This window comes from Kitasatospora sp. NPDC092948, from assembly GCF_044754805.1.
Lineage (GTDB): Bacteria > Actinomycetota > Actinomycetes > Streptomycetales > Streptomycetaceae > Kitasatospora.
Genome location: NZ_JBIVPU010000003.1, coordinates 413,230 through 432,804 on the forward strand (window position 1 = coordinate 413,230; position 19,575 = coordinate 432,804).

20 protein-coding genes and 2 pseudogenes are annotated in these 19,575 nt (G+C 73.6%); 16 read left to right on the forward strand and 6 right to left on the reverse strand.

What is annotated here, in order from left to right; translation table 11 throughout:
* Positions 1–45 precede the first annotated feature (45 nt).
* The gene (locus ACIQF6_RS11400) at positions 46–1,020 is read left to right on the forward strand and encodes a 4-hydroxy-3-methylbut-2-enyl diphosphate reductase (RefSeq protein WP_400893068.1); all 975 of its coding nucleotides are present in this window, start codon (positions 46–48) and stop codon (positions 1,018–1,020) included.
* Positions 1,021–1,199: 179 nt separating this feature from the next.
* Entirely contained in the window at positions 1,200–1,961 is a 762-nt protein-coding gene (gene ppgK / locus ACIQF6_RS11405) for a polyphosphate--glucose phosphotransferase (protein WP_400893070.1), read from the forward strand.
* Positions 1,962–2,024: 63 nt separating this feature from the next.
* Here ppgK and ACIQF6_RS11410 read toward each other — a convergent pair whose 3' ends face one another.
* Entirely contained in the window at positions 2,025–2,600 is a 576-nt protein-coding gene (locus ACIQF6_RS11410) for a DUF6542 domain-containing protein (RefSeq protein WP_400893073.1), read from the reverse strand.
* Between the two features lie 179 nt (positions 2,601–2,779).
* Here ACIQF6_RS11410 and ychF point away from each other — a divergent pair, with 179 nt between their 5' ends.
* The 3 genes and pseudogenes from ychF to ACIQF6_RS11425 all read left to right on the forward strand — a co-directional run.
* Positions 2,780–3,853 carry a redox-regulated ATPase YchF gene (gene ychF / locus ACIQF6_RS11415; protein WP_400893076.1) on the forward strand — a complete coding sequence of 358 codons (1,074 nt, stop codon included), beginning with the start codon at positions 2,780–2,782 and terminating at the stop codon, positions 3,851–3,853.
* Between the two features lie 178 nt (positions 3,854–4,031).
* Positions 4,032–4,286, forward strand: a pseudogene (locus ACIQF6_RS11420) (type II toxin-antitoxin system Phd/YefM family antitoxin); the annotation flags it as partial.
* Between the two features lie 28 nt (positions 4,287–4,314).
* Positions 4,315–4,416: pseudogene (locus ACIQF6_RS11425) on the forward strand (type II toxin-antitoxin system YoeB family toxin); the annotation flags it as partial.
* Between the two features lie 58 nt (positions 4,417–4,474).
* On the opposite strand, the gene ACIQF6_RS11430 reads toward ACIQF6_RS11425, so the two are convergent.
* Complete coding sequence (locus ACIQF6_RS11430) at positions 4,475–5,305, reverse strand: alpha/beta fold hydrolase (RefSeq protein ID WP_400893078.1); 831 nt, start codon at positions 5,303–5,305, stop codon at positions 4,475–4,477.
* A 122-nt stretch (positions 5,306–5,427) separates the two neighbouring features.
* On the opposite strand from ACIQF6_RS11430, the gene ACIQF6_RS11435 reads away from it, so the two are divergent.
* Positions 5,428–5,865: a MarR family winged helix-turn-helix transcriptional regulator gene (locus tag ACIQF6_RS11435; RefSeq protein WP_400893892.1), complete on the forward strand. Its 438-nt coding sequence runs from the start codon at positions 5,428–5,430 to the stop codon at positions 5,863–5,865.
* Positions 5,866–5,880: 15 nt separating this feature from the next.
* Here ACIQF6_RS11435 and ACIQF6_RS11440 read toward each other — a convergent pair whose 3' ends face one another.
* Positions 5,881–6,456, reverse strand: a complete 576-nt coding sequence (locus ACIQF6_RS11440) for a Uma2 family endonuclease (RefSeq protein WP_400893080.1) — start codon at positions 6,454–6,456, stop codon at positions 5,881–5,883.
* A 53-nt stretch (positions 6,457–6,509) separates the two neighbouring features.
* Here ACIQF6_RS11440 and ACIQF6_RS11445 point away from each other — a divergent pair, with 53 nt between their 5' ends.
* The 4 genes from ACIQF6_RS11445 (at position 6,510) to ACIQF6_RS11460 (ending at position 9,657) form a co-directional block, all read left to right on the forward strand.
* Positions 6,510–7,091 (forward strand): TetR/AcrR family transcriptional regulator, encoded by a 582-nt coding sequence (locus ACIQF6_RS11445; RefSeq protein ID WP_400893083.1) that lies wholly within the window; start codon positions 6,510–6,512, stop codon positions 7,089–7,091.
* The gene (locus tag ACIQF6_RS11450) at positions 7,088–8,419 is read left to right on the forward strand and encodes an MFS transporter (protein WP_400893086.1); all 1,332 of its coding nucleotides are present in this window, start codon (positions 7,088–7,090) and stop codon (positions 8,417–8,419) included. The genes ACIQF6_RS11445 and ACIQF6_RS11450 overlap by 4 nt, the downstream gene beginning before the upstream one ends.
* Positions 8,420–8,557: 138 nt before the next feature.
* A complete protein-coding gene (locus ACIQF6_RS11455) occupies positions 8,558–8,941 on the forward strand; it encodes a VOC family protein (protein WP_400893088.1) in 384 nt (127 codons plus the stop codon).
* 20 nt (positions 8,942–8,961) lie between these two features.
* Positions 8,962–9,657, forward strand: coding sequence for an alpha/beta hydrolase (locus tag ACIQF6_RS11460; RefSeq protein WP_400893090.1), 696 nt, complete (start codon positions 8,962–8,964; stop codon positions 9,655–9,657).
* A gap of 30 nt (positions 9,658–9,687) precedes the next feature.
* Here ACIQF6_RS11460 and ACIQF6_RS11465 read toward each other — a convergent pair whose 3' ends face one another.
* From ACIQF6_RS11465 to ACIQF6_RS11475, 3 genes are all read right to left on the reverse strand, one after another.
* Complete coding sequence (locus tag ACIQF6_RS11465; protein WP_400893093.1) at positions 9,688–10,344, reverse strand: HAD-IA family hydrolase; 657 nt, start codon at positions 10,342–10,344, stop codon at positions 9,688–9,690.
* Between the two features lie 74 nt (positions 10,345–10,418).
* Entirely contained in the window at positions 10,419–10,865 is a 447-nt protein-coding gene (locus ACIQF6_RS11470) for a deaminase (protein WP_400893095.1), read from the reverse strand.
* Between the two features lie 57 nt (positions 10,866–10,922).
* Positions 10,923–11,510: a pyridoxamine 5'-phosphate oxidase family protein gene (locus tag ACIQF6_RS11475; RefSeq protein ID WP_400893098.1), complete on the reverse strand. Its 588-nt coding sequence runs from the start codon at positions 11,508–11,510 to the stop codon at positions 10,923–10,925.
* A gap of 137 nt (positions 11,511–11,647) precedes the next feature.
* On the opposite strand from ACIQF6_RS11475, the gene ACIQF6_RS11480 reads away from it, so the two are divergent.
* The 6 genes from ACIQF6_RS11480 to ACIQF6_RS11505 all read left to right on the forward strand — a co-directional run bounded on the left by ACIQF6_RS11480 (position 11,648) and on the right by ACIQF6_RS11505 (position 19,495).
* Entirely contained in the window at positions 11,648–12,451 is an 804-nt protein-coding gene (locus ACIQF6_RS11480; RefSeq protein ID WP_400893101.1) for a methyltransferase domain-containing protein, read from the forward strand.
* An 82-nt stretch (positions 12,452–12,533) separates the two neighbouring features.
* Positions 12,534–12,806: a hypothetical protein gene (locus ACIQF6_RS11485; RefSeq protein ID WP_400893104.1), complete on the forward strand. Its 273-nt coding sequence runs from the start codon at positions 12,534–12,536 to the stop codon at positions 12,804–12,806.
* Between the two features lie 86 nt (positions 12,807–12,892).
* Complete coding sequence (locus ACIQF6_RS11490; protein ID WP_400893107.1) at positions 12,893–13,363, forward strand: CYTH domain-containing protein; 471 nt, start codon at positions 12,893–12,895, stop codon at positions 13,361–13,363.
* Between the two features lie 57 nt (positions 13,364–13,420).
* Positions 13,421–13,822 (forward strand): NUDIX domain-containing protein, encoded by a 402-nt coding sequence (locus tag ACIQF6_RS11495; protein ID WP_400893110.1) that lies wholly within the window; start codon positions 13,421–13,423, stop codon positions 13,820–13,822.
* A gap of 267 nt (positions 13,823–14,089) precedes the next feature.
* Positions 14,090–16,879 carry a SpoIIE family protein phosphatase gene (locus ACIQF6_RS11500; protein ID WP_400893113.1) on the forward strand — a complete coding sequence of 930 codons (2,790 nt, stop codon included), beginning with the start codon at positions 14,090–14,092 and terminating at the stop codon, positions 16,877–16,879.
* A 75-nt stretch (positions 16,880–16,954) separates the two neighbouring features.
* The gene (locus tag ACIQF6_RS11505) at positions 16,955–19,495 is read left to right on the forward strand and encodes a SpoIIE family protein phosphatase (protein WP_400893116.1); all 2,541 of its coding nucleotides are present in this window, start codon (positions 16,955–16,957) and stop codon (positions 19,493–19,495) included.
* The last annotated feature ends 80 nt before the right edge of the window (positions 19,496–19,575 follow it).

Consider the following 19,575-nt stretch of genomic DNA (forward strand, 5'->3'; position numbering starts at 1 on the left):
GCGACGCGCGTCCACGCGGGCGGGACTCGCCCGTACGATGGAGCCATGTCCACCACTGCTCAGCGCCGTGTCCTGCTCGCCGCCCCCCGGGGCTACTGCGCGGGCGTCGACCGCGCCGTGATCGCCGTGGAGAAGGCCCTGGAGCAGTACGGGGCGCCGATCTACGTCCGCAAGCAGATCGTCCACAACAAGTACGTCGTGCAGACCCTGGAGAAGCAGGGCGCGATCTTCGTCGACGAGACGGAGGAGGTGCCCGAGGGCGCCATCGTGGTCTTCTCCGCGCACGGCGTCGCCCCGTCGGTGCACGACGAGGCCGAAGCCGGCAAGCTCGCCACCATCGACGCGACCTGCCCGCTGGTCACCAAGGTGCACAAGGAGGCCCGCCGGTTCGCCGACGAGGACTACGACATCCTGCTGATCGGCCACGAGGGCCACGAGGAGGTCGTCGGCACGATGGGCGAGGCCCCGGACCGGATCCACCTGGTGGACGGCGCCGAGGACGTCGCCAACGTGAAGGTCCGCGACGAGTCCAAGCTGGTCTGGCTCTCCCAGACGACCCTCTCCGTGGACGAGACCATGGAGACCGTCGGGGCCCTCAAGGAACGCTTCCCGCTGCTGGTCTCGCCGCCCAGCGACGACATCTGCTACGCCACCCAGAACCGCCAGGTCGCCGTCAAGCAGCTCGCCCCCGAGGCGGACCTGCTGATCGTGGTCGGCTCCAAGAACTCCTCCAACTCGGTCCGCCTGGTCGAGGTCGGCCTGGAGTACGGCGCCAAGGCCGCGCACCTGGTCGACTTCGCCGACGAGATCGACCTCGGCTGGCTGGAGGGCGTCCAGACGGTCGGCCTGACCAGCGGCGCGTCCGTGCCGGAGATCCTGGTCGAGGGCGTGCTGCAGCTGCTCGCCGCGCACGGCTTCGAGGACGTGCAGATCGTCAAGACCGCCGAGGAGCACCTGATCTTCTCGCTCCCCAAGGAGCTCCGCCGCGACCTGCGCGCCGAGGCCGCCGGCAAGCTCTGACCGCCCGTCAACCTCCGCCCGTACGGCCGACGCCCGGATCCCCCTCCCGAGGGGCCCGGGCGTCCGCCGTGCGGGCGTCGGCCGTCCGGGAACGGCTGCGCCCGCCCCCGCGCGCCCGTACGTTGGTGCGAGAGCCGGTGGGCAGCGGACGTTCCCCGGCGGTACGGAAGGCGACGGCAGTGACGACGGTCTTCGGCGTGGACATCGGCGGCTCGGGCATCAAGGGCGCACCGGTCGACCTGGACAACGGCGTGCTCACGCAGGAGCGGCACAAGGTGCTCACCCCGCACCCGTCCGGCCCCGACGCGGTGATCGACGCGGTGTGCGAGGTCGTCCGGTACTTCGACCACCACGGACCGGTCGGCCTGACCTTCCCCGGCGTGGTCGTCGACGGGCACACCCGCACCGCCGCCAACGTCGACAAGGCCTGGATCGGCCTGGACGCCGCCACCCGGTTCGGCGAGGCGATGGGCATGCCCGCCACCGTGGTCAACGACGCGGACGCGGCCGGACTCGCCGAAGTCACCCACGGCGCGGGCCGCGGGCGCTCCGGGGTGGTCCTGCTGCTCACCTTCGGCACCGGCATCGGCAGCGCGCTGTTCTCCGACGGCGTGCTCGTCCCCAACACCGAACTCGGCCACCTCGAACTGCGCGGCAAGGACGCCGAACGGCGCGCCTCCTCCGCCGCCAAGGAACGCCACGACCTCAGCTGGCCCAAGTGGGCCGAGCGGGTCGACGAGTACCTCGACCTGGTCGAGATGCTCTTCTCCCCGCAGCTGGTGATCGTCGGCGGCGGCGTCAGCCGCAAGCACGAGAAGTTCCTGCCGCTGCTCAAGGACCGCCGGGCCGAGGTCGTCCCCGCCGAACTCCGCAACGACGCGGGCATCGTCGGTGCGGCGATGGCGGCGCACCGCGCGCTTCCGGCGGCTGCCGGGCGCTGATGCCCGTCGGGCGCGGAGGCCTGCCGGGCGTTGAGGCTCGTCGGGCGCCGATGCCCGTCGGGCCTACCGGGAGCGGTGGCGGCGGCGCTGGGCGATGTAACGGGCGGTGACGATCGCGGTGGCCAGGCCGGTGCCGGCGAACAGCCAGCCCGCGCGCAGGGCCAGGCCGCCGGCCAGCGCCACCACCTGGCCGGTGATGCCGCTGGTGGTGCCCGGCTGCAGCACCACCAGCGCCGCCGCGAACGCGATCGGACCGCAGATCGGCGCGGCCGGCAGGTCCGGGTACCGCACCCGCACGGCCAGCTGGAAGCACACCACCAGATAGCCGAGCCCGAACAGCACCCCGAGCCCCCCGAACATCAGCCGGTCCAGCCCGGCGAACGCCAGCGTCCCGGCGGCCGCGACGACCCCGGTGCCGACCGCCGTCAGCCGGGCGGGCGGGCCGCCGGCCCGCTGCCGACGGGCCGTCAGCAGCCGGTGCAGCAACTGCTGGGCAAGGGGTCCGGACCGGCCGTCGGAGGCCGTCCGCAACCGGGACTCGGGGGGCCGGCTCTGCCCCGGAACGGCGGCCTCGTCGGCGCCGCGCCCCGGCGCTCGTCTTCTCGGCCCTGGCGGCTGGGTACGGATGCTCTGCTCCACCCGACCAACGTACGGTCCGATCATCGACACCGTGTGTAATGGCTCCCGACCAATTGGTCCGTGTCCGGCCGGTGCGCGCCCCACCGCGCTGCTCCGGGCCCCCGCACGCCCCGTAGACTGGGGGATCGGCCCGCACCGGGCCACCTCGACGCCCTCCAAGCCACGGGACACCACTCTCCATGTCGCTCACGATCGGAATCGTCGGCCTGCCGAACGTCGGCAAGTCGACCCTGTTCAACGCCCTGACCAAGAACGACGTGCTGGCGGCCAACTACCCGTTCGCCACCATCGAGCCCAACGTGGGCGTCGTCGGCGTCCCGGACCCGCGGCTGGACAAGCTCGCCGAGATCTTCGGCTCGCAGCGCATCCTCCCCGCGACGGTCGACTTCGTCGACATCGCCGGCATTGTCCGCGGCGCCAGCGAGGGCGAGGGCCTGGGCAACAAGTTCCTCGCCAACATCCGCGAGGCCAACGCGATCTGCCAGGTCGTTCGCGCTTTCACCGACCCCGACGTGGTCCACGTCGACGGCAAGGTGTCCCCCAAGGACGACATCGACACCATCCACACCGAGCTGATCCTCGCCGACCTGCAGACCATCGAGAAGGCGCTGCCCCGGCTCCAGAAGGAAGCCCGCCTCAAGAAGGACACCGCCCCCGTCCTCGCCGCCGCCGAGGCCGCCCAGGCCGTCCTGGAGACCGGCAAGACCCTCTTCGAGGCTGGCTTCGACACCACCCTCGTCCGCGACCTCCACCTGATGACCGCGAAGCCGTTCCTCTACGTCTTCAACGTCGACGAGGACGCCCTCTCCGACGAGGACTTCAAGAACACCCAGCGCGCCCTGGTCGCCCCCGCCGAGGCCATCTTCCTCAACGCCAAGATCGAGTCCGAGCTCATCGAACTCGACGACGACGAGGCCCTCGAACTCCTCCAGTCCATGGGCCAGGACGAGCCCGGCCTCGCCACCCTCGCCCGCGTCGGCTTCGCCACCCTCGGCCTCCAGACCTACCTCACCGCCGGTCCCAAGGAAGCCCGCGCCTGGACCATCAAGCAGGGCGCCACCGCCCCCGAGGCCGCCGGCGTCATCCACACCGACTTCCAAAAGGGCTTCATCAAGGCCGAGGTCACCTCCTTCGACGACCTCGTCGCCACCGGCTCCATCGCCGAGGCCCGCGCCAAGGGCAAGGCCCGCATCGAAGGCAAGGACTACGTCATGCAGGACGGCGACGTGGTGGAGTTCCGCTTCAACGTGTGATCGTTTGATTGCTTTGAGATGGATTGATCTGTCAAATGTGCAGGTCGTGCGGGGCCCGCCTCCCTTGAGGCGGGCCCCGACTTCTTTTTCCGTGCTGACTCGGTGCTGACTTCTCCGGCCCGCCGTGCTCGCCTGACCGGTACGTCATGCGGTACCGGTCGCGGAGGGAGTTCAGTCGATGTCGATCACTGCCGGCGAGGCGCACAAGGCTCTCTTTCCATTGATCAAGAAGGTCAATGACGATCACGAGGCCATCGAGATCGTCTCCAAGCATGGAAATGCCGTACTCGTCTCGGCCGAGGACTATGCCGCTCTGCGCGAAGGCTCCTACCTGCTGCGCTCGCCGGTGAACGCCCGCCGCTTGCTCAAGGCGTACGAGAACGCCCTCGGCGGCACAGGGCTTTCCGAGCGAGAGCTCATCGACCCTGACGCGGCGGACGGCGAGAAGGGTGCCGAGTGCCCTGCCCGGTGCCTGGTCGCGGCGGATCGACGGCGAGCACCGCCTCGTCCACCTGGTGACGGACCGGGAGATCATCGTTCTGGCCGCCCGCTGCCACTACTGACGGCCGGACAGAACAGGCCCGCCTCCCCCGGGGCGGGCCCGTTCTGCTTTCCGTCCGCTCAAGCGGCGTCGATCTCGCGGAGGAAGGCGACCAGGGCGCGGGTGAACTCCTGCGGGGCCTCCTGCGTCGTGTAGTGGCCGACATCCGGGAGCAGGACGGTGCGGCCGTTCGGGACTGTCCGGATCAGGGCATCGGCGGTGGCGAGCAGGGCGGGGGCGTCGAGGGCGCCGTTGATGGCGAGGACCGGTACGGCGATCTCCTTGGCGCGGGCGGCGAGATTCTCGACCGGGATGCGGTGGTCCGGCTCGTCCGGGGTGTGCTTCATGAGGGTGCGCAGGGCCATTTCGCGGACGTGGGCCACGATGGCCGGGTCGATCTCGTCGAGGCTCCGGGTGGGGCCGGCGATCCACTGGACGAAGCCGTCGAGGTAGCCCGGCAGGTCGCCGCCGGCCAGTGCCGCGGCCTGCTGCTCGGCGGTGCGGACGGACCAGGCGTCGGTCAGGTCCGGCTCGCCGAGCCCGCGGCCGCTGACGACCAGGGCCCGCACCAGCTCCGGGTGCTCGACGGCCGTGTCGACGGCGATCGTCGCGCCCATCGACACGCCCACCAGCGTGACCTGACGCAGGCCCAGGTGCCGCAGCAGCTCCGCGAGGTCGTCCGCGTTCCGGAACGGCCCGCTCGCGTTCGCGGACCAGCCGTGCCCGCGGGCGTCCGGTGCGACGACCCGGTGGCCGAGCTCGACCAGGCCGGGGATCAGGTTGTCGAACTGGGTGTGGTCGACGAAGACGCTGTGCAGCAGCACCAGGGTCTCGGCCTCGCGCGGGCCCTCGTCGCGGTAGGCGAGCAGGCCGTCGGAGGACTGGAAGGTCTTGGACCCGGAATCAATCATGACAACCAAGTTGTCATAGTCCGAAAAGAATGGCAACTGAGTTGTCATGCCATAGTGGTGTGGTGACCGATTCCCCCGCCGCGCCCGTCCCGCTGACCCCCGAAGAGCTGCCGGGGCGTCTCATGGAGGTCTTCGCCCTCGTCGGCCCGCTGTACCGCCGCGTCCAGCGCCGGATCGAACTGGACGCCGCCCAGGGCCTCTCCGTCGGCGTGCGCGCCGTGCTGGACCTGCTGAGTCAGCACGGCCCCATGACGGTGCCGCAGATGGGCCGGGCCCAGTCGCTCAGTCGCCAGTTCGTCCAGCGCATGGTGAACGACGCCGCCGCGTCCGGCCTGGTCGAGGCCGTCCCCAACCCGGCCCACGCGCGCTCCTCGCTGATCCGGCTCACCGACGCCGGCCGCGCCGCCATCGAGGCCGTGACCACCCGCGAACACGCGCTGCTGCGTCAGGCCGGCGGCGACCTCACCGACGCCGACCTGGCGACCACCGTCCGGGTACTCGGGCGGATGCTGGAGCTGTTCGAGGACGTGGATCTGACGGGCGCGGAGCCGCCCTGTTAGCGCTGTCGCTCCTGGTCAGAGGTCGGCCACGAGTTGGTCGAGGTCGAGGTCGATGCTGAACGGCACCGGGCGGGTGAGCGTGCCCCGGAAGATGTCGGTCGGGACGTAGGTTCGCGTCGGCGTGTCGAGTTCGTAGACGTGCACGACGGGGTGGCCGTCCTCGTCCTCGATCCGCCAGTAGTGCGGGATGCCGGCCTGGGCGTACTTGTGGAGCTTGACGGTGCGGTCGCGGTGGGCGGACTCGGGGGAGGCCACTTCGACCGCCAGGACGACCTCTTCGGGGGCGAGCCAGGTGCGGTCGCGGTCGACCGGGGCGTCGGTCACCACCAGATCCGGCTCGGGCCGGTTGCGGGAGTCGAGCCGGACGGTCATCTCTCTGCCCACCTTGAACCCCTGCGGGCACTGGCCCATCAGGGCGACGGTGAGCATGGTGACGAGGTGGCCGTGCCGCCACCGCTGCGGCGACATCGTGAAGACGAGCGCTCCGTCGATCAGTTCGGTGTGCCGGGGCGCCTCGGGGAGGCGGTCGAGATCCTCCGCGAACCAGCCCTCCGCGCGTGGCGGGCGCATCCAGTCGGGCAGTGAGGTCACGTCCTCAGGGTAGTGGGTAGACGCTGTCTACTCGGGGCTGGTAGACACTGTCTATGGATGACGAACAGACGTCCCTGCGCGAGCGCCTGGTGGATGCCGGGGTGGAGTTGGTGCTGGCGGAGGGGTCGGGGGCGGTGGGGTTGCGGGAGATTGCGCGGCGGGCGGGGGTGTCGCACGGGGCGCCGCGGCGGTATTTCGTGACGCATCGGGAGTTGCTGTCGGCGGTGGCGCGGCGGGGGTTCGAGGAGCTGGGGCGGCGGTTCGCGGGGGTGCGGGCGGAGGGGGCCCGGGGACGGTTGGAGGGGGTGGCGCGGGAGTACCTGGCGTTCGCGGGGGAGTGGCGCGGGATGTTCGAGTTGATGTTCCGTCATGACTTGTTGAGCAGCGACGGGCGGGAGACGGACGGTCCGAGGCTGCGGGAGGCGACGGGGCCGCTGTTCGGGGAGATGGCGCGACTGGTGGGGGAGTGCACGGGGGACGGGGAGCGGGCGCCGGTGGTGGCGGCGGCGCTGTGGGCGAACCTGCACGGGCTGGCGCAGTTGCAGGGGTGGGGGAGCGTCGAGCTGATGCTGGGGGCGGGGCGCGAGGACGCGTTGCTGGAGGCGGTTCTGACGGCACACCTGGGCGAGCGGTGAGCCGGTTCGCGCTGCCGGTGAGCGCCGCCGCCGCGATGCTGGTGGCGCTGGACGGCACGGTGCTGCTGATCGCCCAGCCCAGTATGCGGCGCGAACTCGGGGCCGGCGCAGCCGCGTTGCAGTGGACCAGCACCGGCTACCTGGTCGCGGTCGCCGCCCTGCTGGTGGTGGCCGGCCGGCTCGGCGACCGGTACGGGCACCGGGGGACGCTGCTGGCCGGGGTGCTGGGGTTCGGTGCCGCGTCGGCCGGGATCGCGCTCGCTCCCACGGTCGGTTGGGTGATCGGACTGCGGGTCGTCCAGGGCGCGTTCGGCGCGCTGCTTCAGCCCGGGACGCTCGCGCTGCTGCGGCTGTGCTGCCCGCCGGAGCGGCTCGGCCGGGCGATCGCGGTGCGGACCGGCGCGATCGCGGTCGCGGCCGGCGCGGGCCCGCTGCTCGGCGGTGTGCTGGTGGCGCAGTTCGGCTGGCGGGCGGTGTTCTGGATCAACGTGCCGGTCGCCGTCCTGATCGCGGCCATGACCGTCGCGCTGCGCCCGCCCGAGGTCGAACGGATCCGCCAAAGGCTCGACCTGACGGGCGCGGTGCTGCTCGCCGCCGCGCTCGCCGTCCTGGTGCACGCGCTCGCCCGGGTGCCGGACGACGGCTGGAACGGTCCCGAACTCGCACTCGGCGCCGGGCTGTTGGCGGTCCTGATCGGCCACGAGCGGCGCACCCCCGAACCGGTGGTGCCGCGCCCGGTGGCCCGGTCGCGTCCGGTGATCGCCTCGCTGGTGCTGCTCCTGACGTCCTCCGCCGGACTGTTCGGCACGCTGTTCAGCACCACCTTCCGCCTCCAGGACGCCCTGCACCTCGGCCCGTTGAGCGCCGCGCTGCGGATGCTGCCGCTCACCGCGCTGATGGTGCTGGGCGCCCCGGCCGCCGAACGGGCACTGCGCCGGTACGGTCCGCGCCGCACCGCACTCGCCGGAACCCTGCTGCTGGTGGCGGGAGTTGCCGCGCTCGCCGGCCCGGGCGGCGGCGGGTCGGCACCGGTCGCCACGGCGGTGGCCGCCGCCCTGCTGGGGGCGGGATTCGCGGCGGTGATGGTGACGGCCACCGGCAGCGTGGTCGGCGACGCCCCGCCGGGCCACGCGGGCGCCGTCGGCGGCCTCAAACAGACCGCGATGAACATCGGCCCCACCCTCGGCATCGCCGCCGCCTCCAGCACCGGCCCGCACGGAGCCCTCCCGGCCCTGGCGGTGCTGGCGGCCGTCGGCCTGCTCCCGGCCGCCACGCTCCCGGCCGCGCGGCCGGTGAAGCGCCGGGGAGTTGTTGCCGCCAACGGGTGAGACGGGCCGGGGCGCCGAACTTGTCGCGCCCGGAAGGTGCTGCCGTCAGGCCGGTGGGCTCCCGCCGCGCGACACGCGCCGCCCCGCGAAGCCGGTGTCACCGGCGGCTGGCAGGCTGGAGCGGTGACGGAGCGACAGATGGCAGAAGAGACAACGGCGGTGCGTCGGCCGATCGGGGTGCTGAGTTCGACGGTGCTGGACTGTCCGGACCCGGAGCGGCTGGCGGCGTTCTACCGGCGGCTGACGGGCTGGGAGGTGACGTACCGCAGCGAGGCGTACGTGTTCATCGGGGACGGGCCGGTGCGGATCGGGTTCCAGCGGGTCGGCGGGTTCCGCCCGCCCGCCTGGCCGTCCGACGGCGCCAGGGCGCATCTCGACTTCACGGTACCGGAGTTGGGGCCGGCGGTGGCCGATTTGCTGGCGGCGGGGGCGACGAAGCCGGAGCAACAGGCGGGCGGCGACCACTGGGTGACGCTGCTCGATCCGGACGGGCACCCGTTCTGCCTGGCGATCCCGGAGTGACGACGGCCGCGGACACGCGCGTGGACGCGGACGGTGAGCGGCTGGCGTGCACCGTGGTCGAACCCGCCGGGCCGGCCCGCCCCGGTACGGCGTTGCTGCTGCACGGGGCGGGGGACGCCGACCGGGGCCGGTGTCTGCCGCTGGCGCGGGAGTTGGCGGCGGCCGGCTGCCGGGCGGTGGTGTTCGACTTCGCGGGGCACGGCGCCAGCACGGGCGAACTCGGGCGGCTCTCGCTGGCGCGCCGCTCGCGTCAGGCCCGCGCCGTGCTGGACCGGTACGTGCCGGACGGGCCGCTGCTGCTGGTCGGGTTCTCGATGAGCGGCCAGACCGTCGCGGACCTGCTCGGCGAGCCGGACATCGGCGGCCGGGTCCGGGCGGTGGCACTCGGCGCACCGGCCGCGTACGCCCGCGAGGTGCGGGAACTCCCCTTCGCCGAGCCGGAGTTCACCGCCACCCTGCGCACCCCGGGCAGCTGGCGCAGCAGCACCGCGTTCGACGCTTTCGCGGCGTTCGACGGCCGGGCGGTGCTGGTGCTGCCGGAGACGGACGCGGTGATCCCGGCGGAGGTGACGGACACAGTGGACGCCGCCCTGCGCACCCGCGCCGCGTACACCCGCCTCGTCCTGCCGGGCGCCGACCACCAACTCGGCCACTGGCTGGCCACCCACCCGGACCACCGCACCCTGGTGGCCGCCGCACTCCTCGCCGAGGCCTGAACGCCCGCGCGACAGCGCCCCTGGCGGCCGTCAGGGCAGTTGGACGACCAGTTCACCGTTCGGGCCGGCGGTGATGGTGACGTTGGTGAGGTCGTCCACCAGGTGGTCGGGTCGGTGGGCGGCGGCGCGGGGGCCGATGCCGAGTACTGGCATGCCGGCGGTGCGGGCGGCGGTGATGCCGGCTTCGGAGTCTTCCAGGACCAGGCACTCGGCGGGGGTGATGCCGAGTTCGGCGGCGGCCTTCAGGAAGCCTTCGGGGTCGGGCTTGCTGGCGGACACCTGCTCGGCGGTGATCATCAGTGGCGGCAGGGGGACGCCGGCGGCGGCCATCCGGACCCGGGCGAGGCGTTCGTCGGCGGAGGTGACCAGGGCGTGCGGCAGTCCGGCCAGCGACTCGACCAGCCGTCGGGCGCCCGGGACTTCGACCACGCCGTCGGTGTCGGCGGTCTCCTCGGCGAGCATCTGCCGGTTCTCCGCGAGGTTCTGCTCCATCGGGCGGTCGGGCAGCAGCAGGGCCATGGAGAGGTGGCCCTGCCGGCCGTGGACGGTCCGCATCACGGTGTCGCCGTCGAGGCCGTGCCGGTGGGCCCAGGCGCGCCAGCAGCGTTCGACCACGGCGTCGGAGTTGACCAGGGTGCCGTCCATGTCGAGCAGGACGGCCCGGACCGGCGGGGTGAGGACGGGCATCGGGGCTCCTCGGGGGCCTCGGGCGAGTGTTTGTTCCACAAGAGTACAAAACCCGTCGTGCCCGCCGAGGGGGCTCACCCCAGCAGGTGCGCGTTGACCGCCCGGGCCTCCGGGGCCAGCTCCGGCAGTTCCACCACCTCGATGCCCGCCGCGGTGAGCAGCGCGACGCCCCGGCAGTCCTCGACGAACAGCGCGGGCTCCAGCCAGGCCACCACCACCCGCGGCACCCCGGCGGCGACGATCAGCTCGGCGCAGGGGTGCGGGCGGGAGGCGCGCTGCCCGCACGGCTCCAAGGTGCTGTAGACGGTGGCGGTGCGCAGGCGCGGATCACCGGCGGGGAGCTTGCCGAGCGCGGCTTCCTCGGCGTGGTTCACCGCGTCGACCTCCCGGCTGAAGCCCTCGGACAACACCTCCCCGTCCGCGCTGACGATCACCGCGCCCACCGAGAACGCCGTCCGCGACGGCGGGCAGCGCCGGGACAGCTCGATCGCGCGGCGCAGCCACTCGTGGTCGGTGGTCATCGTGGGGCTCCTTCGGAGACGGGGCGACGCTCCCACGGTACGGGCGGGTCCGCGGGTTCAGGCGCCGGAGCGCGGCGCCAGCGGAAGCGGCAGCGAGGGCAGGCCGTCGATGCTGACGGCGACGTGGTCCTTGCCCTCGCAGTAGGCGCTGAAGTTCTCCTCGCCCTTGCGGTCGAAGTACTGCCGGTGGATCTCCCGGTCCTCGCGGTAGTCCATGAACGGGACGGCGTACCCGCAGGAGTCGCTGATTCTCTCGGCCCGCACCAGGACGATCGCCCGCAGCGCGGTGCCGTCGGCCGCCGGGTCGAAGCGGCCGAGCAGGTCGGCGAACCGCGGGTCGTCGCGGAACACCGGCTCGCCCCGGCCGTGCACCCGCAGGACGGTCGGCGGGCCCTCGAAGGCGCACCACATCAGGGTGATCCGGCCGTTCTCCCGCAGGTGGGCGATGGTCTCGGCGTGCGAGCCGCCGAAGTCCAGGTAGGCGACGGTGAGTTCGTCGAGGACCGCGAGGGTGCCGGAGCGGCCCTTGGGGGAGAGGTTGACGTGCCCGTCGCCCGACAGCGGGGCGGTGGCCACGAAGAACACGGGCTGCCTGTCGATGAACGCGCGCAGCCGGTCGTCGATGCGTTCGTAGGTCTTTCCCATGGCGGTGATTCTGCGCCCGGGCCGGGTCGGCGGGCGAGGGGGTTTCGCCAGCGTCTCAATAGGCAAGACATGTTTGTCCGAGCAGTGGAACGAGTTCCTATGCTGGGCGGGTCGCCTTCGAGGAAGAGGGAACCACTGTGGCCGGTTACACCCACGGGCATCACGCCGCCGTCCTGCGCTCGCACCGTACCCGCACCGCCGCCAACTCCGCGGCCTACCTGCTGCCCGAACTGCGGCCCGGCCAGCGGCTGTTGGACGTCGGATGCGGGCCCGGCACGATCACCGCCGACCTGGCCGACCGGCTCGGCCCGACCGGCCGGGTGATCGGCATCGACCCGTCCACCGAGGTGCTCGCCGAGGCCGCCGCGCTCGCCGCCGAACGCGGCCTGGAGCAGCTGACCTTCGAGGCCGCCGACGTGTACCGACTGCCGTACGCCGACGCCTCGTTCGACGTGGTGCACGCCCACCAGGTGCTCCAGCACCTCGCCGACCCGGTCGCCGCGCTGCGCGAGATGCGCCGGGTCACCGCCCCCGGCGGGGTGATCGCGGTCCGCGACGCCGACTACGCCGCGATGGCCTGGTATCCGCAACTGCCGGAACTGGACGAATGGTTGGCGCTCTACCGGAAGACCGCCCGGGCCTCCGGCGGTGAACCCGACGCCGGCCGCCGCCTGCTGTCCTGGGCGCGCGCCGCCGGCCTGACCGACGTCCGGGCGTCCTCCGCCGCCTGGACGTACGCCTCCGACGAGGAGCGCGCCTGGTGGTCCGAGAGCTGGGCCGAGCGGACGGTGCGTTCCAACACCGCCGCCACCGCCGTGGCCGAGGGGCTCGCCACCCCCGCCGACCTGGCCCGGATCGCCGCCGTTTGGCCCCGCTGGGCCGCCCACCCGGACGCCTGGTTCGCCGTCCTGCACGGTGAACTACTGCTGCGCGTAAGCTAGTTGGCCCGCTGCGGCCAGCTCTGCCGGCCGCGGCCCGGTCCGGCCCGCCCCCCATCGGGCCGGACCGCTACTGTGTGCTGCCATGGAGCACCCGGACCGCACGCCCCGCGCCCACCGCGTGATGCGACAGGACGACAACGGCAACCGCTTCCTGCTCGCCCGCGGCCTCACCCGCCCCGCCGCCGAGGCCCTGGCCGCCGAGTTCGAGGCCCGCGGCCACAAGCAGCTGTACTGGGTCGAGCCCGAAGAGCCCGAAGCACCCGAACCGCCCGAGGAACTCGAAGCGTCCCGAGAGCCCGAGGGTTCCGGGGAGCCCGGACGGCCCGCACAGTCCGAGGGGAACCGCGCGCAGTAGGCCGCACGCGCGCAACGGTTCCGCGCCGGCCCGCCCGCAGCCGCGTAGCGTGGCGGGGCAGGCGTGCCGAGCGAGGAGGACCCGCGATGGCGGTGGAGATCGAGCGCAAGTTCCTGGTCCCGGACGGCGAAACCGTCCCCGACGGGCGGGAGTTCGAGGTCCGGCAGGGGTATCTGGCGATCGGGCCGGACGGGGCCGAGGCCCGGGTGCGGGACCAGGGCGGGGCGTGCTCGCTGACCGTCAAGCGCGGCACCGGGCTCGTCCGCGGCGAGTGGGAGACCCCGCTCGCCGCCGAGCAGTTCGAGGCGCTGTGGCCCGCCACCGAGCCCGCCCGCATCGCCAAGACCCGCCGGGTGGTGCAACTCGGCCGGTACGAGGCCGTGGTCGACACCTTCCACGGCCGGCTGGCCGGCCTGCGCACCGTCGAGGTCGAGTTCACCGACCGGCAGGACGCCGCCGCCTTCACCCCGCCGCCCTGGTTCGGACCCGAGGTCACCGACCGTCCCGACCTGAAGAACCAGCGCCTCGCCACCGCCGCCGAGCCGCCCCGCCCCTGACATAGGGTCGGGAGCCGACGGGCGGAACGCGAAACGGCAAGGGCGGCAGGGCGGCACATGGCAGAGCTGATCGACACGGTGGCGTGGGTCCGACTGGAGGGCGGCCGGATCCTCTGCGCGCGCCCCCGCGGCAAGGACGTGTTCTACATCCCCGGCGGCAAGCGCGAGGGCGACGAGACCGATCTGCAGACGCTGACCCGCGAGATCGCCGAGGAACTCACCGTCGCCATCCGCCCCGACACCGTCGCCCACGTCGGCACCTACCACGCCGACGCCCACCCGACCGGCGGCGGTCCGACCGTCCGGATGGCCTGTTACCGCGCCGAGTACACCGGCACCCTCGCCGCCAGCAGCGAGATCGAGGACGTCGAGTGGTTCGGCTACGCCGACCGCGACCGCGTCCCCCCGGTCGACCAGTTGCTCTTCGACGACCTGCACCGCGACGGTCACCTGCGCTGACGGTCACCTGCGCTGACGGTCACCGGTACCCCAGCCCCCGAAGCCGCGAAGCCCGAAGCCAGACCGCCCCGCCCCCCGAAAATGCCCGTTCTGTACGCCAATCGGACAGACGACCCGTATGTCGGGATAGCTTCGCGTTTCCCTGGGTATGGCAGTGTCCGGCAGCATTCGTCACCATCAGTAGCCGGGCACGGCGCGACGTGGCGACGGCCCGCGCCCCGGCGGCCCGCCGGCGGCGCGTTCCAGCGACGGCCGGAGGCCCCGTAGGTGGCGAAGCCGGGTGACGGCGGGGGAGAGCGCGAGGCGTCCGGCCTGTCCCCGCGCGGGCCGGGTCGGCCGAGCGGCCCCTCGCTGCCCATAGGCGCCGGCCGGTCCGGCAGCGCGGCCGCCCGCGCCCGTCTGCGCCGCCGCCCCGGCCACGAACCGCCGCCCCCCACCCCGGGGCCGTCCGCCGGGCCCGAGCCCCCCGAGCCGCACGTCCAGGGCACCCCGGGGACGCGCGGCCGCCCGGCCCGGGCGTTCCCCGGCGGGCCCGGCCTGCACCCGGCCGCCCGCTCCGACACGGCGCCGACCACCCTGCACCCCAGCCGTCGGACCGAGGGCGGCAGCCTGCTGGACGTGGTGCGGGTGGCGGTCGTCATCCTGGACACCGCGGGCCGGGTGGTGCTGTGGAGCCCGACCGCCGAGGAGATGCTCGGCTGGCCCAGCGAGGTGCTGGTCGGCCGCGCGCTGGAGGAGCTGCTCGCCGACCCGGACGACCGGCAGCGGGCCAGGGCCGCGCTCCAGGAGACGCTGCGCCGCGGCTCCTGGCACGGCTTCACCGGGATCAGCGACCGGTACGGCGTGCCGGTCGAGGTGGAGGTCCGGCTGTCGCTGCTGGTCGACGGCGACGGCGCCCCGTACGTGCAGGCCGCGCTCACCGAGGCCGCCGCGCTGCGCGCCGTCGAACGCGACCTGGCGGTCCGCGACGCCCTGTTCGAGCAGTCCCCGCTGGGCATCGCGGTGCTGGACACCGACCTGCGTTACACCGCGGTCAACCGCACGCTGGCCGAGATGAACGGCCTGCCCGCCGAGGCGCACATCGGCCGCACCACCGGCGAGACCCTCCCGGAGCGCTCCGCCGACGAGATCACCGCCCTGCAGCGCCAGGTGCTGGCCACCGGCGAGCCCGTCATCGACGTCACGCTGGCCTCGCCGTCCGGCCGGGCCGGCTTCCGGTCGATCTCGTTCAGCCGGATGACCGACCGGTCCGGCCGGGTGCTCGGCATCTCCGGCACCGCGATGGACGTCACCGAGCGCTACCGGGCGGTGGCCAAGGTCGAGGGCGCCCGGCGGCGGCTCTCGCTGCTGAACGAGTTCGGCTCCCGGGTCGGCGACCTGCTCGACGCCTCGATGATCGCCCAGGAGCTGGCCGGCGCGGTGGTCCCGCGGCTCGCCGACTACGCCGCGGTGATCCTGCTGCAGGCCGTCGCGCACGGCGACGACCTGCCCCGGCACGCCCACGACCGGCGCACCTCGCTGCTGCAACTCGGCGTCGCCGCCGTCCAGGACGGCCCGGCGGTGGAGACCATGCTCCGGCACGGCGCCCGGATCACCTTCGAGGACGACTCGGCGTTCGGCCGGGTGCTGCGCCGCGGCGTGCCCGAACTGCTCACCGGCAGCGAGCTGGACGCGCTGTCCTTCCCCGACGACCCCAAGGTCGAGGCCGCCCGCGACCTGGGCATCCACTCCCGGCTGGTGGTGCCGCTGCGGGCCCGCGGCATCGTGATCGGCCTGCTGGTGGTCAGCCGGGCCGGCTACCGGGAGGGCTTCGACCGCGACGACCTGGCCTTCACCGTCGAACTCGCCGACCGGGCCGGCAGCTCGCTGGACAACGCCCGCCTGTACGCCCGGGAGCGGACGGCCGCGCTCACCCTTCAGCGCACCCTGCTGCCCCAACAGGTGCCGCAGCCGGCCGGCGTCGAGGTCGCCTACCGGTACGTGCCGGGCTCCAGCGGCACCGAGGTCGGCGGCGACTGGTTCGACGTCATCCCGCTGCCCGGCGACCGCACCGCGCTGGTGGTCGGCGACGTGATGGGCCACGGCCTGCGGGCCGCCGCCACGATGGGCCGGCTGCGCACCGCGGTCCGGGTGCTGGCGGCCCTCGACCTGGCGCCCGAGGTGGTCCTGCGGCACGTCCACGAACTGGCCGACGACCTCGCCCAGGGCCCCGACGAGGCCCTGCTCGCCACCTGCGTCTACGCGGTGTTCGACCCCGCGCGGCGCAGCCTGACCGTCACCAAGGCCGGCCACATCCCGCCGGTCCTGGTGGTGCCCGGCGCCGACGCCGAGCCGGCCCGCTCCGGCGGCCCGCTGCCCGGCGGCGCCGGCCAGGTGCTCGACCTGCCCTCCGGCGCGCCGCTCGGCGTCGGCGGGGTGCCGTTCGAGTCCATCGAGATGGAGATCCCGGACGGCAGCCTGCTCGCCCTGTGCACGGACGGGCTGGTGGAGTCCCGGGACAAGGATCTGGACGTGGGACTGGGGAGGTTGATCAGCGTGCTCGAACAGCCGTACGCCTCGATCCAGCAGGCGTGCGAGGCCGTCCTCGACACCATGGAGCAGGGCCGCGAGCCCGACGACGTGGCCCTGCTGCTGGCCCGGCTGGGCCGCGAACGGGAGGACGCCCCCACCGCCGGCTGGACGCTGCCCGCCGAACCGACCGCGGTCTCCCGGGCCCGCCGACTGGTCCGCCACACGCTCGCCGACTGGGGCGCCGAAGCCCTCACCGACACCGCGGAGCTGCTGGTCAGCGAACTGGTCACCAACGCCGTCCGGTACGCCAGCGCCCCGATCGGGGTCCGCCTCACGCTCGGCGACCTGCTGCTGGTGGAGATCTCCGACCCGCTGCCCGACCCGCCCCGGGAACGGCACGCGAGCGCCGGCGACGAGGGCGGCCGCGGCCTCGAACTGGTCCGCCGGCTCGCCCTGCGGTGGGGAACCAGGGCGGAGGGGCTCGGCAAGGTCGTCTGGTTCGAACTGGCAGACTCGGACGTTCAACCACCCGAGTCGATGTTGTGACGTTGAAGGGCGTGTGCGCCCACGCCCGGATGATGAATACTCGGACATCGAAATACTCGGTCGTCTCGACACCGGATGGGCGCGCGGGTTGGAGGGGTCGGTCCGTTGAACAGCTTCCCGGCACGGAACACGACGCACGGCAGCAGCGGCCGGGCCGCGCTGCCGGAGCAGCCGGGTGCCCCGACGGTGCCTGCCACCCTCCCGGACGGCTGGGAACAGGGCTCCTCGGGCACCATCTACGACTACATCCGGGTCGCCACCTTCGCGATCGGCCCCGACGGCCGGATCGCGCAGTGGAGCGACCGGGCCGCCCGGTTCTTCGGAGTGCCCGCCGCCGAGGCGGTCGGCGCGGACCCGATCACCGCGTTCGTCCCGCGCGAACTCTGGCAGCGCGGCCGGGCCCGGCTGGAGCGCATCCTGGCCGGCGAGGAGTGGGTGGGCACCGCCCCCTACCGGGACCTGTCCGGCGCGGAGAGCCTCGCCGAGGTCTACGCGATGCCCGACAGCGCCGACGGCTCGGCCACCTGCCTCGCCGTCGACCTCGGCCGGCTGCGCGCCATCGAGACCGACCTGGCCGCCTCCGAGGCCGTCATCGGCCAGACCCCGACCGGGTTCTTCCTGTTCGACACCGACCTGAAGCTGCAGCGCGTCAACGCCGCCTTCGCCACCGGCGTCGGCCGCAGCCCCGCCGCACTCCAGGGCCTCGCCCCCGGCGACGTGTTCCGGCCCTCCGACGCGGACCGGCTGCTGCTCGCCCTGCGCAAGGTCCTCACCGGCCAGGAGCCGATCCTCGACCTGCGGCTGTCCGGCCCCACCCGCCCCGGCCGCCCGGCCGGCCGCGACGACGAACGCACCTGGGCCGTCTCGCTGTACCGCCTCACCGCCGCCGGCGGACGCCCGATCGGCGTCGCCGGGCAGGTCCAGGACGTCACCAGCCGGAACATCGCCGAACGCGAGGCCGCCGGAGTGCGCCGCAGCCTCGCCCTGCTCAACGAGGCGTCCACCCACATCGGCTCCACCCTCGACCTGGAGACCACCGCCAAGGAACTGCTCGACGTGATCGTCCCGCAGTTCTGCGACGTCGCCACCGTCGACCTGTACACCGCGCTGCTCACCGGCGACTCCTCGCTCACCGCCAACCCGGAGAACGGCGAACTCCGCCGGGTCGCGGTCTCCAGCGTGGTCGGCAACGCCCCGTCGGTGCTCGGCACCGAACGCGGCGGCGTCCGGGTCGCCGAGGCCGGCGGCACGCTCTGCTACCCGCCGCGCTCCCCGCACGCCCGCGCGCTGCGCACCGGCCGCAGCGTCGTCCCGCAGCCCGGGCCCGACCCGCTGCTGCGCTCCACCCTGGTGGTGCCGCTGGTCGCCCGCGACCAGGTGCTCGGCCTGGTGCAGCTGTCCCGGGCGATCGGCAGCGAACCGTTCGACGCCCGCGAGGTCGCGATCGCCGAGGAGCTGGTCGCCCGCGCCGCCGTCTGCGTCGACAACGCCCGGCTGTACCGCCGCGAGCACGAGCGCGCCCTGATCCTGCAGCGCAGCCTGCTGCCCCCGGGCAACCCGGCCGCCTCCGGCCTGGAGATCGCCCGCCGCTACCTGCCCAGCAACAACAACACCGAGGTCGGCGGCGACTGGTTCGACGTCATCCCGCTGCCCGGCAGCCGCACCGCCCTGGTGATCGGCGACGTGATGGGCCGCGGCCTGCGCGCCGCCGTCGCGATGGGTCAGCTGCGCACCGCCGTGCGCACCCTCGCCATGCTCGACCTGGACCCGGAGGAAGTGCTCACCGCCCTCGACGAGATCGCCCGCGGCCTGGGCAACGACGACGCCGAACCGGACCGCTCCGGCGCCGAGGTCTACCTCGCCACCTGCGTGTACGCCGTGTACGACGCCGTCAAGCAGCGCTGCACCTTCGCCAACGCCGGCCACCTCCCGCCGGTGCTGCTCGCCCCCGGCCGGAGCGCCCGGATGCTCGACGTGCCGCCCGGCCTGCCGCTCGGCGTCGGCGGCGAACCGTTCGAGGAAGTCACCGTCGACCTGCCCGAGGGCGCCGTCCTCGGCCTGTACACCGACGGCCTGGTGGAGTCCCGCAAGCACCAGCTCGACGAGGGCCTGAACGCCTTCCGCACCGCCCTCACCAACGGCTCCGACCGCCTGGAGGAGCTCTGCGACCAGGTGCTGGACGAGCTCAACCCGCACCACGGCGAGGACGACATCGCCCTGCTGATGGCCAAGGTCAAGGGCCTGCCCAAGGGCTCGGTCGGCGACTGGCGGCTGCCGCCCGAGCCGACCTCGGTCGCCCGCGCCCGCGAGGCCGCCTGCGGCTGGCTGCTGGAACGCGGCCTGGACGAACTCGTCGACACCTCCGAACTGCTGGTCAGCGAACTGGTCACCAACGCCCTGCGGCACGGCCGCGGCGAGATCCGGCTGCGCCTGCTGCGCGACAAGACCATGGTCTGCGAGGTCTGGGACGACGCCTACGCCCAGCCCCGCCAGCGCCGCGCCCAGGAGACCGACGAGGGCGGCCGCGGCCTCCAACTGGTCTCCCTGCTGGCCGAACGCTGGGGCAGCCGCCGCACCCCCAAGGGCAAGATCGTCTGGTTCGAGCTGTCGCTCTAGGGCCGGCCGGTCCACCACGAGGACCGGCGGCGGCCGACCCCGAACGCGTGCAGCAGTGGCTTCGGCCGGTTGCGCAGTTG

Coding starts and splice junctions, on each gene's coding strand:
- ACIQF6_RS11400 (WP_400893068.1), top strand. CDS start 46: ATGTCCACCACTGCTCAGCGCCGTGTCCTGCTCGCCGCCCCCCGGGGC.
- ychF (WP_400893076.1), top strand. CDS start 2,780: ATGTCGCTCACGATCGGAATCGTCGGCCTGCCGAACGTCGGCAAGTCG.
- ACIQF6_RS11430 (WP_400893078.1), bottom strand. CDS start 5,305: ATGATTGATTCCGGGTCCAAGACCTTCCAGTCCTCCGACGGCCTGCTC.
- ACIQF6_RS11435 (WP_400893892.1), top strand. CDS start 5,428: ATGGAGGTCTTCGCCCTCGTCGGCCCGCTGTACCGCCGCGTCCAGCGC.
- ACIQF6_RS11445 (WP_400893083.1), top strand. CDS start 6,510: ATGGATGACGAACAGACGTCCCTGCGCGAGCGCCTGGTGGATGCCGGG.
- ACIQF6_RS11455 (WP_400893088.1), top strand. CDS start 8,558: ATGGCAGAAGAGACAACGGCGGTGCGTCGGCCGATCGGGGTGCTGAGT.
- ACIQF6_RS11465 (WP_400893093.1), bottom strand. CDS start 10,344: ATGCCCGTCCTCACCCCGCCGGTCCGGGCCGTCCTGCTCGACATGGAC.
- ACIQF6_RS11470 (WP_400893095.1), bottom strand. CDS start 10,865: ATGACCACCGACCACGAGTGGCTGCGCCGCGCGATCGAGCTGTCCCGG.
- ACIQF6_RS11475 (WP_400893098.1), bottom strand. CDS start 11,510: ATGGGAAAGACCTACGAACGCATCGACGACCGGCTGCGCGCGTTCATC.
- ACIQF6_RS11485 (WP_400893104.1), top strand. CDS start 12,534: ATGGAGCACCCGGACCGCACGCCCCGCGCCCACCGCGTGATGCGACAG.
- ACIQF6_RS11490 (WP_400893107.1), top strand. CDS start 12,893: ATGGCGGTGGAGATCGAGCGCAAGTTCCTGGTCCCGGACGGCGAAACC.
- ACIQF6_RS11495 (WP_400893110.1), top strand. CDS start 13,421: ATGGCAGAGCTGATCGACACGGTGGCGTGGGTCCGACTGGAGGGCGGC.
- ACIQF6_RS11505 (WP_400893116.1), top strand. CDS start 16,955: ATGGGCGCGCGGGTTGGAGGGGTCGGTCCGTTGAACAGCTTCCCGGCA.